Source organism: Gimesia benthica, from assembly GCF_009720525.1.
In the GTDB taxonomy this organism is placed as follows: domain Bacteria; phylum Planctomycetota; class Planctomycetia; order Planctomycetales; family Planctomycetaceae; genus Gimesia; species Gimesia benthica.
The window spans coordinates 837,333-854,047 of sequence record NZ_CP043930.1 but is presented as its reverse complement, the minus strand read 5'-3'; the positions used below and the strand labels follow the sequence as shown (position 1 = coordinate 854,047).

Below are 16,715 nucleotides of genomic sequence, written 5' to 3'. Positions count from 1 at the left end.
CGCTGTTGATCTGGTAATATGCACAATCGATTGTGCAAAGGGGTTCTATGAGCAAGTCTGTAAACAAAACGATTACGTTGAAAGAGGTCGCTGCTGCTGCCGGAGTGAGTGTCTCGACGGCTTCACGGGCTCTCTCCGGGAAGGCGGAAGCGTATCGCATCAGCAGTGCGACCGAGCAGTCGGTGCGGAAAGCGGCTGAAAAGCTGCAGTTCTCCCCCAGCCTGTTGGCGCGGTCGTTGCGATCTCAACAGACGAAACTGCTGGGCGTGGTGCTACCCAATGTTGCGAACCCATTCTTTGCGGCGATTGCGCGGGAGATCACCCTTGCTGCCGAGGAAGAGGGATATTCGGTGCTGCTGACAGACAGCCAGGAAAACAGTGAGACCGAGGCCCGGCTGGTGGACCAGCTGCAGGCCCGTCAGATTGAGGGGCTGGTGGTCTGCCCGGTGGGGATCGAGAACCGCCATTTGAAATCGCTGGCGAAACAGAAGCTGCCCCTGGTGCTGGTCGATCGTGGTTTTGACGATCCCGCGCTGGTGAGTGTGACGTCCGATCATCGGGCGGGAGCCCGGGAGGGGATGCAGCAGCTCCTGGAAGCGGGACACAAGACAATCGGCGTGTTACAGGGATTACCCAAAACCCTGCCCAACCGGGAACGACTGGCGGGCGTGCAGGCCGCCCTGGAGGACCAGGGACTGAAGTATGATCCGAGCCTGATCGCAGGTCACAATTTTGATGAAGCTTCCGGATATGCAGCCGCGAAAATTCTGCTCACGGAACGTCCCGAGATCACCGCGTTGTTTGCTTTCAGTAACCAGAATGCACTGGGAGCACTGCGGGCGGCCAGCGAACTGGGGCGTACCATTCCCGATGATCTATCATTGATCGCGTTCGACGATCACCCGTTCGCCGCTTATCTGGCTGCGCCGCTTTCGTCGGTGAGCCAGGATGTGAACCAGCTGGGGCGCGTGGCGGCCCGATTACTGCTGGAGCAGATCCGGACCGGCACTCCACCCGAACAGAAACATTATCAGATTCCCGTCCAGCTCATTCAGCGGGCTTCCATACAGCCGCCCGCCTGAGCGAGGACGATTTATCAACCAGAAGAAGGACATCCTGCAATGAAACGATTCCCTCAGATGCTCGCCCTGACGGCAGCGGTGCTCTGCCTCGTCTGTGCAGTACCGCTGAACCGGATTTCTGCTGCCGAGCCAGAACGCCCGGTGCCCCTGATCTTTGACACGGATATCGGAAACGATGTGGACGATGTTCTCGCGTTGGGCATGATTCACGCGCTGGAAGCCCGTGGCGACTGCAAGCTGCTGGCGGTGACCATTACGAAAGACAATCCGCTGGCGGCGTCGTTCACCGATGCCGTGAATACGTTTTATGGTAAGGGGGATGTGCCGATCGGTGTCTGCAAGAGTGGCGTGACTCCCCAGCCGGGCAAGTTTAATGTGCTGGCGGAAAAGAAGGACAACGGCCAGCTGCGTTATCCACACGATCTGACGGATCCAAAACAGGCTCCCTCAGCCGTGACCGTGTTGCGGAAGGCACTGGCGGGAGCGAAAGATCATTCGGTGGTGATCGCGCAGGTCGGGTTCTCGACGAATCTGGCGAATCTGCTCAAGTCGCCCGCGGATGACATCAGTCCGCTGACCGGGGAGCAACTGGCAAAACAGAAAGTGAAACTGCTGTCAATAATGGCGGGGGCGTTTGAGAAGATTCCGAGTAAGGGGAAGATGGTCGATCATCGGGAGTACAACGTGGTGAAAGACATCCCGGCGGCGCAGAAGCTGGCGCAAGACTGGCCGACGCCGATTGTCTGGAGCGGCTTTGAAATTGGTCTCTCGGTACCCTACCCGCACGTGAGCATCCTGGAGGACTATAACTACGTAGATCATCATCCGCTGGCGGAGGCCTATATTCTGTATATTCCGCCGCCGCACGATCGTCCTACGTGGGATCTGACCAGCGTGCTGTACGGCGTCTTTCCGCACCGGGGGTATTTCGATCTGTCGGATGCAGGCACCGTGACCGTTGAGAAAGATGGCCTGACGACCTTTCAAAAATCAGCGGACGGCAAGCATCGCTATCTGAAACTGAATGATGTGCAGCGGGCCCGCCTGATTGAAGCACTCGTGCAGCTCTCCAGTCAGCCTCCTCAGAAGTAAATAGAACGGGAGGCCGTGATGAGCGAGACACGACGTGCCCGCATCGCCGTGCTGGGGTCGATCAACATGGATCTGATGATCCGGTCGGCGAAGTTACCCCTGCCGGGCGAGACGGTGATCGCAGAGGCGAAAGTTGAGAACCCCGGAGGCAAAGGCGCCAACCAGGCGGTCGCCGCAGCGCGGATGGGAGCGGAAGTGACCATGATCGGCTGCGTGGGGGATGACAGTTTCGCAGAGGAACTGCTGCAGAACCTGGAGATCGAAGGCGTGCAGACGCAACTCGTCTCACGCAAGCGAGAGACTACCAGCGGTGTTGCGGTAGTGATGGTGGAGACGAGCGGCGAAAACGCGATTCTGGTCGTCCCCGGTGCCAACGGTCTGGTGGGACCGGCGGAACTGGAACAGGCGCGGCAGGTGATCTGTGACAGCGATGTACTGCTGATGCAGCTCGAAGTCTCGGTGGAGACGGTGATCGCAGCTGCGAAGATCGCGCGGGAGGCGGGGGTATCCGTGATCCTGGATCCGGCCCCTGCCCCGGCTCACTTCCCGATGGAACTGCTGGACGTGGATCTGATCTGTCCGAATCAGTCGGAGGCGGCGGCACTGCTGGGGCAATCTGTCGGTTTGGTGGAGGAGGCGGCGGCTCTCTTTCCTGAACTGGCACAGTTGGGGCCGCGACGGGCGATTATTACACTGGCCGATCAGGGGGCGGTGCTCTTCGATGGTGAGTACGTGGAAACGGTAGCCGCGTTTGAAGTCGATGCGGTCGACTCGACGGCAGCAGGAGATGCGTTTGCGGCGGGACTGGCAGTCCGACTGGCGGAACAGGCCGATTTGAAGGAAGCCGTCCGGTTTGCTTCAGCGGCGGGGGCCCTGGCGGCATCCGGGGTGGGCGCCCAGTCGGCGATGCCGACGCGGGAACAGATTGAAACACTTTTAACCAAATAAGACAGGAGCGCTTCGATGAATCAGTTCAGGAAAGGGACCAGGCTGGCCCTGGCGATGACAATCTGTGGTCTGTTGCTGAGTTGTGCAGAGCCTGCGGATAAAGCAGCAAAATCGACGGGGGAGAAATCAGAGAATCCGAAGCCAAAGATTGCGTTGATTATGAAATCGCTGGCGAATGATTTCTTTTCGACGATGGCCAAAGGGGCCGAGACGCATCAGCAGGAGCATGGCGACGAATACGAGTTGGTCGTGAATGGCATCAAGGATGAACGCGATTTGAGCCGCCAGGTAGCGCTGGTCGAAGAGATGGTCGCCAGCGGCGTGGATGCGATTGTGATTGCCCCCGCGGATTCGAAAGCACTGGTGCCGGCTCTGAGAAGGGCCCGTGAAGCGGGCGTGGTCGTGATCAACATCGACAACAAGCTGGATCAGGAAATTCTGGAAGCGGAGAAGATCGAGATCCCGTTTGTCGGTCCCGACAACAAAGCGGGGGCGAAAAAGGTGGGCGACTATCTGGCCAGACAGTTGAAAGCCGGGGATGAGGTGATCGTGCTGGAAGGGATTCGGACTTCGTTCAACGGGACGCAGCGGCGGCTCGGTTTTGAAGAGGCGATGAAGGCCGCAGATATCAAGATTGCGGACAGCCAGTCGGCCCAGTGGGAAATGAGTATGGCGAATACGCTGGCGCTGTCGATGCTGAGCGAACATCCCAAGGTCAAAGCGATCCTGGCGGCGAATGACAGCATGGCACTGGGAGCCCTGGCGGCGGTGAAGAACAACGGCAAAGCGGGCGATGTGCTGATTATCGGTTTTGATAACATCGCTGCGGTGCAGCAGGCGATTAAAGACGGACAGATTCTGGCGACCGCGGATCAGCATGGCGATCAACTGGCCGTGTATGGAATCGAGTATGCCCTGAACCTGCTCAAGGATCCACAGGTGAAACTGGAAGATCGGGAGACGCCCGTCGATCTGGTGACGGCTGAGGTTCTGAAATGACGGGCACGACACTGCGGTTTTCGGCAGAAGGGCTTTCGAAGGACTACGTGGTGCGTGTGCTCGACGGTGTTTCGTTTGAGTTGCGCGGGGGCGAGATTCACGCGCTGGTGGGCGCCAACGGAGCCGGGAAGAGCACGCTGTGCAAAATCATTTCCGGCCTGGTCCCGCCGACGGAAGGTCAGATGTTGTTGAACGGCGTTCCCTACTCTCCCGGCGACAAGCGGTCGGCGGAGTCCCTGGGCGTACAGATTGTGCAGCAGGAACTGAACCTGATTCCGACGCTCTCCGTGGCTGAGAATCTGCTGCTGGGACGCTATCCACAGCGGTGGGGCGTGATCGATCGTTGGGAGCTGCAACTTCGGGCCCGTGCGGCGCTGGACCGGTTTGGGCTCACGGATATCTCAACAGATCAGAGTGCCGGGAGTTTGGGAGTGGGCCAGCAGCAGATGCTGGAGATCGCGGCAGCGCTGGATCGGAAGTGTGAACTGCTGATTCTGGATGAGCCGACGGCGGCGCTGAGTGCGGGGGAAACGGAGCGTCTGTTTGCGCGGCTGGATGAGTTGCGTACCCAGGGCGTGGGGATCATTTATATCAGCCATCGCCTGGATGAGATCGCCCGGATAGCGGACCGGCTGACCGTGTTGCGGGACGGGAAGTATGTCAGCACGCATGCGGTCAGCGAGTTTCAGCCGATCGAACGGGTGGTGGACCTGATGACCGGAGAGACACAGGCGGTAGAGCATGCGCTGCAGGAGCACACGAGCCACTCCCGGGAACAGACGCTGTTACGCGTTAACGGCATGACGGGGGGACCGGTTCAGGAGGTCAGCTTTTCCGTGCAGGCGGGGGAACGGTATGGGATCGCGGGGCTGGTGGGAGCGGGACGGACGGAACTGTTGCGGCTGATTTTCGGAGCGGATCGCGCGACGCGGGGCGACGTTTTTCTGCGGGGCGAGAGTATGGCCCGTCGATTCGGACATCCGCATGAAGCGGTGGCGGAGAAAATGGCGATGGTGACGGAGGACCGCAAGCAGAACGGATTGCTGCTCTCGCAGTCCATTCGTGTGAATACGACACTGCCCAGTCTGGATCGACTGGCGGGGACTGCAGGTGTGATCGACCGTCAGCGGGAAGCGACAGTTGTACGGACCGAATGGGAGCGACTGGGGATTCGTGCCCGGGACATGGAACAGAGCGTGGGCACGCTCAGCGGAGGGAATCAGCAGAAGGTCGCGGTGGCGAAGTGGCTGCTCAAGGATGCGGATGTGTTTCTGTTTGACGAACCGACGCGGGGCATTGATGTGGCGGCGCGGCGGAAAATTCATCAGCTGTTTGATGAACTGGCCCGGCAAGGGAAAGCCCTGGTGATCGTCAGCAGTGACCTGGAAGAACTGTTCGAGACCTGCGACCGGATTGGTGTGATGTCGGCAGGTCGGCTGGTGAGCGAATATGGAAGGGAGGAGTGGTCGTATGACGCGATTATGCAGGACAGTTTTGCAGGGTATGCATCACAAGAGAAAACGAAAACCGGAGGAACGACGTGATGACTGACTCCCCTGCTCCACTCCCGGAAAACCAATCGTCGCACGGCGGGCTGACGTATTCACTGTTTCAATATGCGGGCCTCCTGGGAGTGCTGGTGCTGCTGGTATTGATTTTCCACCAGATGAGCGATCACTTTCTGACGCGGCAGACGCTGGCTACGGTGGCGAATAACATTCCGGACCTGCTGGTGATTTCGGTGGGGATGACGCTGGTATTGATTATTGGCGGGATCGATTTGTCGGTCGGTTCGCTGCTGGCGCTCTCGTCGGCAGTGCTGGGCGTGTGCATGGTCGACTGGGGCTGGCCATTGTGGGCGGCGGTACCTGTCTGCCTGGGGACCGGTGCGCTGTGCGGGATGCTGAATGGTGTAATCAGTGTGAAGGCGGGGATTCCTTCGTTTATCGTGACGCTGGGTATGCTGGAGATGGCACGTGGCGGTGCGTACCTGCTGACCGATTCGCAGACGAAGTACATCGGCTCGTCGATTGAATGGATCGGTGTGCCTGTGAAGGGGCTGCTGTTCTCGCCCGCGTTTCTGCTGGCACTGGTGATTGTGGCGGTGGGACAATATCTGCTGACGCGGACAGTCTTTGGTCGCTATTGTGTGGCGATCGGAACGAATGCGGAGGCGGTGCGGATGTCGGGGATTCGGACGGCCCCCTGCTCGATCGTGGTGTTTGCGATCAGTGGTCTGTTGTGTGGCCTGGCGGGTGTGATGCAGACTTCGCGACTCTCAACGGCGGATCCGAACGCCGCGGTGGGACTGGAGCTCTCAGCGATTGCGGCTTGCGTGATTGGCGGGACGAGTCTGATGGGCGGCCGGGGTTCGGTGATTAATACGTTCTTCGGTGTGCTGATCATCGCGGTGCTGCAGACAGGGCTGGCACAGATTGGGGCGACCGATCCTCTTAAGCGGGTGATCACCGGGGCGGTGATTATCGTGGCAGTGCTGCTGGATGCGGCGCGGCAGCGGTGGAAGCGTGGTGGTTGACCAGGACGGGACGAAATTTTGTTACCACGAAAGGCCCGAAATACACGAAAATGAGATACTGACGGGTAGTATTTAATCCCGAACTTCGATCAGGTGCTGGCCTGCTTAAAGGGATTGCTGTGGGTTGTCGGAGTTGTGCAGGCCCAGACCAATACGGTGTGGTTCAGCCATTATTACTTCCGGAGGAAGGTGGCAGATTCCTGTTACGCGCCAGCTTCCCTCTCCCTCTTTGAGTTTCAGTTTCATGCCGGGATGGGCGCCAAACCCCTGTAACAGTTCTCCGGCCATGATCAGATCATCTCTGGGCTCAAAGTAGTAAGCAAACAGAACTCTGATTTTGGTGAGAGGTTCTGTCTTCATTGAGTTCTCTGCCAGTTTCCTGTTGTCTGCGACAACCCCGAATTACATTCGGGGCTACCCTGCTCTCACCTCAAAATGCTATTCAAACTTGAACGAATACAGATCCGCGTCTTTGAGTTTGATTTTTAATCTTACGGGTTTGCCGGCGAGGCTGCTGACGTCGTTTCCTTTTTTCCAGCTGACCGGGCGGGCAATGGTGTCGCCGAAGAGTTCGATGCAGTCGGCTGCTGTGAAACCCTCGATTGGTTTGCCTGCGGGGGTCTGGAGTTCGACCGTGATGCCGCCGGCGGCGGAGGTGGAGAAGTTGAGCTTGAGCTCTTTGCCTGTGAAGGTGATTGGTTTGGTGGTGATCTCTCCCCCTTTAAGTGGGGCGTTGAGGGAGACGAAGCCGTCGATCCGCATGGTGTAGCGGCGGAGCTTGCTGCCCTCGCCGGTCCAGTAACCTTCGGTGGCGTAGAGGGAGAGTTCATCGGGGGCGCCTTCAATGTCGGACCTGGTTTCGACCAGCTGCCAGGCGATGTACTGATGCCCGTAGTTCCAGGTGTCTTTACGTTCGATGCCGGGACGCAGGAAGGCTTCGGGCCAGCGTTTGAAATTGACGCCGTCACGGCTGGTCATGAACAGGCCTTCGGTGATCGCCATACCGTAACGGTTGGAGATGGAAGAGCGCATTTTGCGGTGTTTATATTCGGGCAGTTGTTCCATCGATTTCGACCAGCCCCGTTCCACATAGCGGGTGGGAAAGCCGACGAGGATGTGTGGTGCGCGGTAGTAGGGTTTGATCTGGTTGGTGTAGAGCTGCTCGGGAGGCGCGTCGCCGTATTTCAGGTCCTGGGGTTCGCTCCAGTGGATGAAGTCGTCTGATGTGGCGGTGCGGATATCGCGGAGACCGGAGGGTTTCCAGTTCTTTTCATTGGTGGTGCCCTTGGTGAAGTAACGCCAGTAGGCCCGGTATTGTTTTGTGGCCGGGTCCCAGAAGGCGAGGTTCTCGGAATCAAAGGCCCCCTTGGTGATGACCGGCTTATCCGACATCAGCGACCAGTGAATGCCGTCGGGCGATTTGAGGGCCAGCAGTCCGTGCGGTCCACGGGAGCGGAGGATGGCTTTATATTTTGCATCGGGGGGACAGGCGGGGTTTTCGTCTTTGAAGACGGCGGGGTGCACGGGATCGGGCTTGGCGGACTTCATCCAGTCGCGGTGAGCTTTGCCGATGACGATGTTGTTATCCTTATTGCCGCTGCCCGGTGGGAAGGAAAAGAGTCCCAGATCGGGGCGTTTCCAGTGAATGCCGTCGTCGCTCTCTGCGTAACAGGTGAAGTTACTGTTGGCGGGACCGAATTTCTTCTCCTGAACGTTGAGGTGCCAGGCTTTGTAGTACATGCGGTATTTGTCGCCATCCTTGAAAATGCTCTGATAACCGCAGCCACTTCCCTCCCAGGGTTTGTCGTAAGTGAAGACGACTTCGCGGGGTGTGGGATGATGCAGTTCGAAACGGGCGTCTTCGCTGCGGGAGTCGATCAGGGTGTCGTCGACGAGCAGTTCAAGCCGGGAGCCGATGTTGATGGGCTCTGCTGCGAAACTGGCGGCCGTGGTGAGCAGACTCAGAGTGATACAGACGAGGAAGACGAGGCGGGCGGTGCGAGGCATGATGTTGATCCTGTGCTGGAGTGTGTATGAGCTCTCTCATTCTAACCAGAATTTCTACGGGAATGAAAGTCTGTGGCAGGAGACCATGAAATTGTGCGAATATTTTTACTTAGCCCACGAACAGAAACGACACGAAATGTCTTTTGGTTAAAAAGGTGTGAACCTGTTGGAGAATGCCTTGTCGTATAATATACACTAAGGTAAGGTGGGAGTGACGAATAAAAGAATGAAAACAATAATGAGAAAGGGTTGTGACTATGAGTAGTCGAACTGGACGTGCCAATCTGGCGAAGACGACATTGCAGGTGATGGATGTAGGACGGTATGTGAATCCGCAGGGTGAATCGGTATCGATCGCCGAGGCGATGGAGGCCTGTAACGCGGCTTCTGAATATTTTGCTTCCGGGGAACTGGAGCGGTTGCGGGAAGAAGTGGTATCTGCCCCTGCCCTTATACTGAGACCCGGTTTGAGCTGGAGAATGAGACGACCCTGGAAGGCGCGCATGCGCTGGCATTGAGAGGCAATGCAGGCCGGATCGGTGTATTGAATTTTGCGTCCGCGAAGAATCCGGGCGGTGGTTTTCTGGGAGGGAGCCAGGCGCAGGAAGAGAGCCTGGCCCGGAGTTCCGCCCTGTATGGCTCACTGACCCGGTTTCACAGCGAATACTACGAGGCTCATCGGAACCAGAAAGATGCGTTTTATTCGGACCGGATGATTTACTCGCCCGACTGTCCTGTCTTTCGGGACGATGCGGGGGTGTTTCTGGACGCGAGTTACCAGGTGGACTTTCTGACGAGTCCGGCACCGAATGCGGGAGCGATTCAGAAAAATCGTCCGTTGATGGTCGCGGAGATTCCCGGAACCCTGCAGGCACGGATGGATAAGGTGCTCGCATTGTTCGCCAGCAAAGGCTGTTCTACCCTGGTTCTGGGGGCCTGGGGCTGTGGTGTGTTCCGCAACTGCCCCGAGATGGTCGCTGCGAGTTTTGCGGAGTTCCTCAAGCCCGGCGGTCCCTACCACGGACGGTTTGAACTGGTAAGGTTCTCGGTACTGGATCGTGCGGAAGGACAGCCGATCTATGGTGCGTTCACGGAATGCTTCGGGTCTGCGAAAGCAGCGAAACTGTGATCGTGACAGAGATGCTGGACGCATCGCATTCTGTGGTGAATTCTGGAGAGCACAGTCTCCGGTTCCTACCACGAAATACACGAAATTAGTGGTGGCCTGATATGTTCCTTGATCCTTGTGTTGGCACCATTGTGAAATGCAACAGGGATTTTTCTTTTCACAATGGTGCACCGCAACTGGTCAAAATTTCTGCGAAGATGACACAGATCAGTTCTCAGTGATTTACAAAGACGCCATCGTCTGTTGAAATATCGCAAATGGATCTCCATGTCATTTATGCTTATGCTCGCACCTGTGCTGATGCCTTTCATCCTGCTGGTCGATTCCCTCCAGAGAAAAGGAAAGTTCTTCTCTGGAGGATCGGGAATTCGTTGATAGTAATGACCGCCTGATTCGACTATCATGAGTTAAAAAAGACACGAAGTCTGAAAATACTATGAAAGGATGTGAGTACGGATGTCTGTTGAGGATGAGAATCAGGAACAGGGTGAGTCAGATCTGCGCGAGTTTCGTATCGGGGTGCGGGTTGATCCCGAAGAGGGACTGCAGTCGATCGGCATGGAAGTGGTGAATGGCCTGGTCAACCTGGGGGGGCGTATTGTTTCTCTGCAGGGAGGTGGTGCCACCTTTCGTAAGCTTGATCCCAACGATGAGGCACAGCACAAGAATCTGGCCCTGACCGGCTGTGATATCCAGGTAATTATGGATGTTTCGGGAGTTGGAGAGACGCCCGCTTCCCAGGAACACGATCGCCTGTATCGGGCGGGCCTGGATCTGATCAATCCTTACATGCAGATTGTGGGTCGCGAGACGCAACCTGCGGATACGGAAACAGCACAGGAAGAACTGAAACGGGGTATCGAACTGCTCAAGTGGGTGCTGGATATCAATCCCGGTAATGGATCGGCGTGGTGGATCATTGGCAAGGCAGAACAGGCGCTGGACAATACGGAGGTGGCCTGCGATGCATTCGGGCACGCGTATCGGTTGAAAAGCGAGAATGCTGACACCGCGCGAGAATATATGTACGAGTGCCTGAAACTGGGACGGGCGGCACAGGCGATCTCAGCGGCACGGCATGCGAGAGAACTCAAGCCGGACGATATGGGGCTGGTGGCGAATCTGGCGCTGGCTTTGTTGATCGGCGGCGAACTCGAAGAAGCAGCCGAGGTGATTGAGATTGCAGTGAACGGCGCGCCCGATGATCCGATCAATGTGAATCTGCAGCAGCGGATTGCCGAGGTGTGCGCGGGCGTGGTTCCCCAGCCTCGAAAACTGGCCGACATGGATGCGACTTAAAACCGTGGGTGACCAGGAAAGGACAGAGGCAGGAAAGACACACGCATGTTCTTTGCTTGCCGATGCGTCGTATGTCTGAAATGATACAGGCTCTTACTAATTGAAATATCGTTTTAAGGAGCGTTCCATGAGTCGGGCATTGCTGGTGATTGATGTGCAGAATGAGTATTTCACGGGGGCACTGCCGATCACGCATCCGGCGGGGCACCTGGAACGGATTCTGGAGGCGATGGATGCCGCTGCGGAACAGAAAGTGCCTGTGGTTGTGGTGCAACATCATTTTGAAGATCCGGAGAAGCCGTTCTTTCAGAAAGGGACTCCCGGCTGGGAACTGCATCCCGAAGTCGCCTGTCGTCCACACGATCTGCTGCTGGAGAAAACAATGCCGGGCAGCTTTACGGGGACGCAACTGGAAGCGTGGCTGCGGGAACGCGATATCGATACCGTGACCATCGCCGGTTATATGACGCATATGTGCTGTGACACGACGGCCCGCGAAGCCGTGCATCGCGGGTTCACCGTCGAATTCCTGAATGACGCCACGGGAACACTGCCGCTGTCGAACAGTGCCGGTGAAGTGACCGCGGAAGAGTTGCAGCGGTCGATCCTGTGTGCACAACAGATGCTGCTGAGTGAAGTCCTGGATGTGGAAGCCTGGAAGGGACGCTTGTGAGTTTCGTTTAGATCGATCCCCTGCCCTGTCGGGAGACAGACGATGACCGAGGTGGCTGCTGAACCGATTACCGAAAAGCTGGCAGAGCTGAATCTGGCGCTGTCGCCTGAGATACATTACCGACTGGGAACAGTTTTTTCTCGCACAGACTCGATGAGTCTCGAGCAGGCAATCAGTCAGAAGTATCCCCTCGTCAAAGCGTGTGAACCGGTTCTGTTGAAAGCGTTATTCGAACGGGAGCAGGTTCTGTTTGTCTGCCTGGGGGAACTACGTTTTCAGAAAACAATTGTCGTACTCACCAATCTGCGGATGCTGCTGTTTTCGACTGACCGGAAGCAGGTTCCCTGGCAGCCTTACTGGGCGATCTATTACAGCCAGATTTCGGAACTGCAGCCGGTGTTTATGGAACAGTACAAAATCTTGCTGAAAGATGGCAGCAAGCTGAAGTTCAATTATTTTCCCTGGCAGGATCGCCAGAACTTCCAGCCCATCTACTCGGAAGCAGCCAAGAAGATTGAGGAAGAAGGCCTGGATCCGCCTGTCTCGCAGTCGCGGGAAAATCTGTGTTCCAACTGCTTCGCCACGTTGCCGAAAGAGACTTACGAATGTGAAGCCTGTGGAGCGACCTTCTGGATGCCTTTTGATCTGGCAATTCGCAGTTTTATCTGGCTTCCAATTGGGATTTTTGCGATGCGGCGAACTCGTGTTGCCATCAGAGAAGTACTGATCTATCTGTTTCTGCTATTCTTTGTTGTGTTTTGGCAGGCAAAGGGAAATACGATGTTTGCAATCTTTACTTTCGTGCTGACAAACGCGAGCTGTGGAGATTGGATGTATAAGCAGGCTAAGCGGGGGCTGTTGCTGAAAGAGATCCCGCTCGAGAAACAGGCTGTCAATTGACATTTTGCCGGATCATGAATTCCTGATGAGTCGGCCAGATTTTCTTAGAACCGCTTTCGATCTTCAGGTAAAATAAGTTCATCTTCTTTGATGCTCGAGTTAAGGAAGGATGAGCCATGCAGAACCTGACCCATGATGAAGTGGCCGCCAAGCTGTGGGAGTTAAATCTCGAATTGTCCCCGGAGATTCCCTATCGACTGGAAACGCTGTTTCCGCGGATCGAGGGCTGGTTTGTCAAAGGAAAGATCAAGGATCAATTCAAACTGCTCAAGCGGCTGGAACCTCTGCTGACAGAAATTCTGCTGGATCGCGAAGAGGTGCAACTCGTTTTGCCGTGTAACCAGTCGACGCTTTCCGATGTCTTTCTGATGGGGTCACTGTGGGTTGGAACCTCAACCTGTGCCGTGCTGGTGTTGACCAACCTGCGGATCTATTGCATTCGTGTCAACGATACCGGCGTGCCTCAGCAGTCGTTCTGGCAGATCTATTACAGTCAGATCAAAGAGGTGGACCAGTCGCTGTTTGGTGACACGCTGTTTTATCTGAAAGATGGCCGCAAGTTGAAGTATTCCGGGATCGTGCCGGAAGATCAGCGGCGGTTGCAGTTCATCGTCTGGGAAAACTGTAAGACATTCCGAAAGCAGGGCTTTGAGCCTTCGGTTTCACAGTCACGGGAGCAGGTGTGCGGTCACTGCTTCGATGTGATTCCCCCGGGAGTCTATGAATGTGACAGTTGTGGCGCGCAGTACTGGAGGCCGATCGAGGTCGGGATGCGGAGCTTCATCTTCCCTTCATGGGGCGATTTCGTGATGAAGCACACCACCCTGGCATTGATGGAACTGCTCGGTTTTACGTTTATCATCGGATTTACTATCGCTGCTTTCTTTGAAGGCAAGTATCTGGCGGGAATCATCTTGTATGTGACGGCGAATCTGGCGGATGCCTTAATGAGTGTGCAACTGGCGACGCGGGCCCTGCATTTGAAATCAACGCCCTTTGAACGTCCTGATATGTGGAGTTTGACGAATCCGGAGCGACTTGTGCAGGAGCAGAGTGAAGCAGGCACAGGTTATGAGGGTTATCGGGTTGCGGACGCGGCGGAGCAGTTATAAAGCCTGGGCGGATCGACGCATGCTGATTGACTGATGTCTGCATTTTTTAACCGATGCTTCCACAGCTCTCTGCACCGATGCACGATAAAGAGTAGGCGGGCATGATTGAGTTGGACTGACGGAACAAGTTTTGTAGACGCGAATCGGGAGCACACAATGAGATTAGGACATGGCCGGACGGGATTACTGCTGGTAGCAGCGACTCTGCTGATTATGCAGACGCCCGTTAAGGCGCAGAATATCAATCACAAGCTGGAGCCGTATTTGAAGTCCGGGAATCTGCCGGCATTGTCTGCAGCGGTTGTCGTGCGAGGCACCGTGACGGAATTCGGAGTGGTCGGCACGCGGAAGATGGGAGCGGACATTCCAGTCACGATTCATGATAAGTTTCACCTGGGTTCTGACGGCAAAGCGATGACCGCCACGATTGCTGCGATGATGATCGAAGAAGGGAAGCTCAAGTGGGATTCGACGCTGGAAGAGGTCTTTCCCGAACTGAAAGACTCAATGGCGCCCGGCGTGGGCAAAGTGACACTGGAAGAACTGCTTTCCCATACCAGTGGGATGCGTGCCGACGATGAAAATCTGATGCAGCTGCTGAAAGATTCATTCGATGTGGATGGCGATCTGAATGATATGCGGTACTGGCTGCTGAAAGAATCGGTCAAACTGCCCCTGGAAACAAAGCCTTCCACTGCATGGAAATACAATAACCGCGGGTATACGATCGCCGGTGCGATGATTGAACGCGTGAGCGGCAAAGCCTGGGACGAGCTGATCGTCGAACGCATTTTTGAGCCATTTCAGCTGACGACCGCCGGTCTGGGAACACAGTCGACCCTGGGCAAAATCGATGCACCGCTGGGACATGTGATTCAGAAAGACGGTAAAGTCAAAGCGTACATGGCGGGACCGAATGCGGATAACTCGCTGATCCTCGCGCCTGCGGGCTGTCTGCATCTGTCGATTCTGGATCTGGCGAACTGGGCTGGCTGGAATGCCGGGAACGGGATGCGGCCCCCCTGTAATATTGTGAAGCCGGAAACGGTCGAGAAAATTCACACTCCTGTCTTTACGATCAAAGGGGATAAACCGGCGCGTCCGGGAACGCCACCCAATGGAAAGTACGCGCACGGCTGGGGCTGGCTGACGGTGGACTGGGCTCCCTATCCCCTGCTCTATCATGCCGGTTCGAATGGCAAGAACCTGGCCCAGATCTGGATCGATAAAGAGAAAGACATCGCGATTGTGATGATGACGAACATCGGCGGTGTCCAGGCGGATGAGGCGCTGCGGGAACTGGCCAAAGAGCTGTATCTGAACGCTGTCGCCACTTATTAAAAAAATGCTTCCGGATTCGGGACTGGTACGGACTCCGTCCCTGCGATGATTGTCGCGGGGGCGGAGCCTTGTTATAAGACAGCATTGACGTGTGCCCGGTGATTCAGCTCACTTCTGCAGGGAGTCCTGTCTGATGTCCAATCCGATGTATTCTGAACATGCCGCCGCCTATGCTCAGGCGATTCGCGATAACAGCTATAACGCGAGTTACGACCGCCCTTCTCTGCTGGCACTACTGCCGGAGCTCAATGGAATGAAAGTACTCGATCTGGGCTGCGGTCCGGGCGTGTATGCGGAAATTCTGCTCAGTCGCGGTGCGGAAGTGACTGCCGTCGATCAATCGGCGGAGATGGTAGCCCTGGTCGAACAGAGCCTGGGGGACGCGGTCCAATGTTACTCCCAGGATCTGGCACAGGGACTCCCGAGGGAAGCGGACGCGACTTATGATGTCGTGATCTGCCCGCTGATGCTGCATTACCTGGAAGATTTCTCCCCCCTGCTCGCGGAGATCCGCCGCGTGCTCAAACCGGGTGGGCTGTTTGTCTTTTCCACCCATCATCCGTTCGTCGATTACGGGTTTTCCCCGAGCGGGAATTATTTTCTGACGGAGAAAATCATCGACGAGTGGAATACGGTGGGACAGCCGGTGCGCGTGGAGTATTACCGGCGACCGTTGTCAGAGATCATCCAGCCGTTGATTGATGCCGGCTTTCAGATCACCGCTTTGAGCGAAGGACAACCGGACGAGCGGATGCGTCAGAGCGATCCGGACAGTTATCAGAGATTGTCGACGTCCCCCGGATTTCTGTTTGTGAAATGTCAGGTTGGCTGACTGGCGTGACTGAATGTTTGCACATGTGGCTGCTGGCTTGTAGAATACAGGTCTGATGGCAGTCTGGTGGTCAGGCCGTTTTCTTTCTCTGCCACAGCCAGGAATCGTGCAGCATGGCGGGAGTCTCACGTGATCGTTCCCTAGGGGATGTCGTTTCTCTATTTCTATCCCTGTGTCGTACTCCCGCGGGAAACTGAGGAGCTGGTTGAGGTGGAGCTCGCGAGTTCAACGTAACCTGACGCGACTGCATGTTTGCGGTCGTTCAGCAACGGAATACACCTGGTATGGAATTTTGTTTTGAACAGACCCTACCCGTTTCCAGGGACGTACTGTTTCGGTTTCATGAGGATCCTGCGCATCTCGGGCTGTTGCTGGCGGAGTGGCCTGGATTTCGACTGCTGCGTCATGCCGGTCATATTCAGCCTGGAGCGGAAACCTGGTTTGAGCAGCGGGTCGGAGGTTTTCTGCCGGTGGTCTTGGGATTTCGCCATACGGTTTATGAGCCCGACTGTCGTTTTGGTGAGACGCTGATTCATGGACCGTTTGACCGGTTTACGCATCTGCATGAATTCGAGGAGACGGAAGAGGGAACCGTGGTGCGGGACATACTGGAGGTGCAGCTGTCTTGGCAGTATGGTGGTCGTTTCGCGACGCAGCATCTGGTTGCGAATGCGCTCCACTCTGCGTTTGTTTTTCGCCAGCGTTCATTGCAGGAACTGGTGTCGAATAGGATAGTACCGGATTCTGTTTCGAGGCCTGAGTGAA

17 protein-coding genes are annotated in these 16,715 nt (G+C 56.2%); 15 read left to right on the top strand and 2 right to left on the bottom strand.

Features of this window, described 5'->3' with window-relative positions:
* The first annotated feature begins 47 nt into the window (after positions 1-47).
* From F1728_RS03485 to F1728_RS03460, 6 genes are read left to right on the top strand one after another with little or no spacing between them, the layout of a single operon-like run.
* On the top strand, positions 48-1,082 hold the full coding sequence (locus F1728_RS03485) for a LacI family DNA-binding transcriptional regulator (protein WP_155362922.1): 1,035 nt from the start codon (positions 48-50) through the stop codon (positions 1,080-1,082).
* A 39-nt stretch (positions 1,083-1,121) separates the two neighbouring features.
* The gene (locus F1728_RS03480; RefSeq protein ID WP_228030491.1) at positions 1,122-2,174 is read left to right on the top strand and encodes a nucleoside hydrolase; all 1,053 of its coding nucleotides are present in this window, start codon (positions 1,122-1,124) and stop codon (positions 2,172-2,174) included.
* Positions 2,175-2,192: 18 nt separating this feature from the next.
* Positions 2,193-3,122 (top strand): ribokinase, encoded by a 930-nt coding sequence (gene rbsK, locus F1728_RS03475; RefSeq protein ID WP_155362921.1) that lies wholly within the window; start codon positions 2,193-2,195, stop codon positions 3,120-3,122.
* 15 nt (positions 3,123-3,137) lie between these two features.
* Positions 3,138-4,121 carry a sugar ABC transporter substrate-binding protein gene (locus F1728_RS03470; RefSeq protein WP_155362920.1) on the top strand — a complete coding sequence of 328 codons (984 nt, stop codon included), beginning with the start codon at positions 3,138-3,140 and terminating at the stop codon, positions 4,119-4,121.
* Complete coding sequence (locus F1728_RS03465; protein ID WP_155362919.1) at positions 4,118-5,665, top strand: sugar ABC transporter ATP-binding protein; 1,548 nt, start codon at positions 4,118-4,120, stop codon at positions 5,663-5,665. Before F1728_RS03470 ends, F1728_RS03465 begins: the two co-directional genes overlap by 4 nt.
* On the top strand, positions 5,665-6,657 hold the full coding sequence (locus F1728_RS03460) for an ABC transporter permease (RefSeq protein WP_155362918.1): 993 nt from the start codon (positions 5,665-5,667) through the stop codon (positions 6,655-6,657). The genes F1728_RS03465 and F1728_RS03460 overlap by 1 nt, the downstream gene beginning before the upstream one ends.
* Before the next feature lie 105 nt (positions 6,658-6,762).
* Here F1728_RS03460 and F1728_RS03455 read toward each other — a convergent pair whose 3' ends face one another.
* A complete protein-coding gene (locus tag F1728_RS03455; RefSeq protein ID WP_155362917.1) occupies positions 6,763-7,017 on the bottom strand; it encodes a hypothetical protein in 255 nt (84 codons plus the stop codon).
* Between the two features lie 78 nt (positions 7,018-7,095).
* Positions 7,096-8,664, bottom strand: a complete 1,569-nt coding sequence (locus F1728_RS03450; RefSeq protein WP_155362916.1) for a glycoside hydrolase family protein — start codon at positions 8,662-8,664, stop codon at positions 7,096-7,098.
* 257 nt (positions 8,665-8,921) lie between these two features.
* On the opposite strand from F1728_RS03450, the gene F1728_RS31490 reads away from it, so the two are divergent.
* The 9 genes from F1728_RS31490 to F1728_RS03410 all read left to right on the top strand — a co-directional run bounded on the left by F1728_RS31490 (position 8,922) and on the right by F1728_RS03410 (position 16,714).
* Positions 8,922-9,182, top strand: coding sequence for a hypothetical protein (locus F1728_RS31490; RefSeq protein ID WP_228030490.1), 261 nt, complete (start codon positions 8,922-8,924; stop codon positions 9,180-9,182).
* The gene (locus F1728_RS03445; protein ID WP_228030901.1) at positions 9,101-9,793 is read left to right on the top strand and encodes a TIGR02452 family protein; all 693 of its coding nucleotides are present in this window, start codon (positions 9,101-9,103) and stop codon (positions 9,791-9,793) included. The genes F1728_RS31490 and F1728_RS03445 overlap by 82 nt, the downstream gene beginning before the upstream one ends.
* A gap of 456 nt (positions 9,794-10,249) precedes the next feature.
* Positions 10,250-11,092 (top strand): tetratricopeptide repeat protein, encoded by an 843-nt coding sequence (locus tag F1728_RS03440; RefSeq protein ID WP_155362914.1) that lies wholly within the window; start codon positions 10,250-10,252, stop codon positions 11,090-11,092.
* A gap of 127 nt (positions 11,093-11,219) precedes the next feature.
* Positions 11,220-11,765 (top strand): cysteine hydrolase family protein, encoded by a 546-nt coding sequence (locus tag F1728_RS03435; protein ID WP_155362913.1) that lies wholly within the window; start codon positions 11,220-11,222, stop codon positions 11,763-11,765.
* Positions 11,766-11,807: 42 nt separating this feature from the next.
* Positions 11,808-12,665, top strand: a complete 858-nt coding sequence (locus tag F1728_RS03430; protein WP_155362912.1) for a hypothetical protein — start codon at positions 11,808-11,810, stop codon at positions 12,663-12,665.
* Positions 12,666-12,781: 116 nt separating this feature from the next.
* Entirely contained in the window at positions 12,782-13,777 is a 996-nt protein-coding gene (locus F1728_RS03425; RefSeq protein WP_155362911.1) for a hypothetical protein, read from the top strand.
* A gap of 156 nt (positions 13,778-13,933) precedes the next feature.
* Positions 13,934-15,118: a serine hydrolase domain-containing protein gene (locus tag F1728_RS03420; protein WP_155362910.1), complete on the top strand. Its 1,185-nt coding sequence runs from the start codon at positions 13,934-13,936 to the stop codon at positions 15,116-15,118.
* Positions 15,119-15,251: 133 nt separating this feature from the next.
* The gene (locus tag F1728_RS03415) at positions 15,252-15,950 is read left to right on the top strand and encodes a class I SAM-dependent methyltransferase (RefSeq protein WP_155362909.1); all 699 of its coding nucleotides are present in this window, start codon (positions 15,252-15,254) and stop codon (positions 15,948-15,950) included.
* Between the two features lie 284 nt (positions 15,951-16,234).
* Positions 16,235-16,714 (top strand): SRPBCC family protein, encoded by a 480-nt coding sequence (locus F1728_RS03410; RefSeq protein ID WP_194242664.1) that lies wholly within the window; start codon positions 16,235-16,237, stop codon positions 16,712-16,714.
* Position 16,715: the final 1 nt, after the last annotated feature.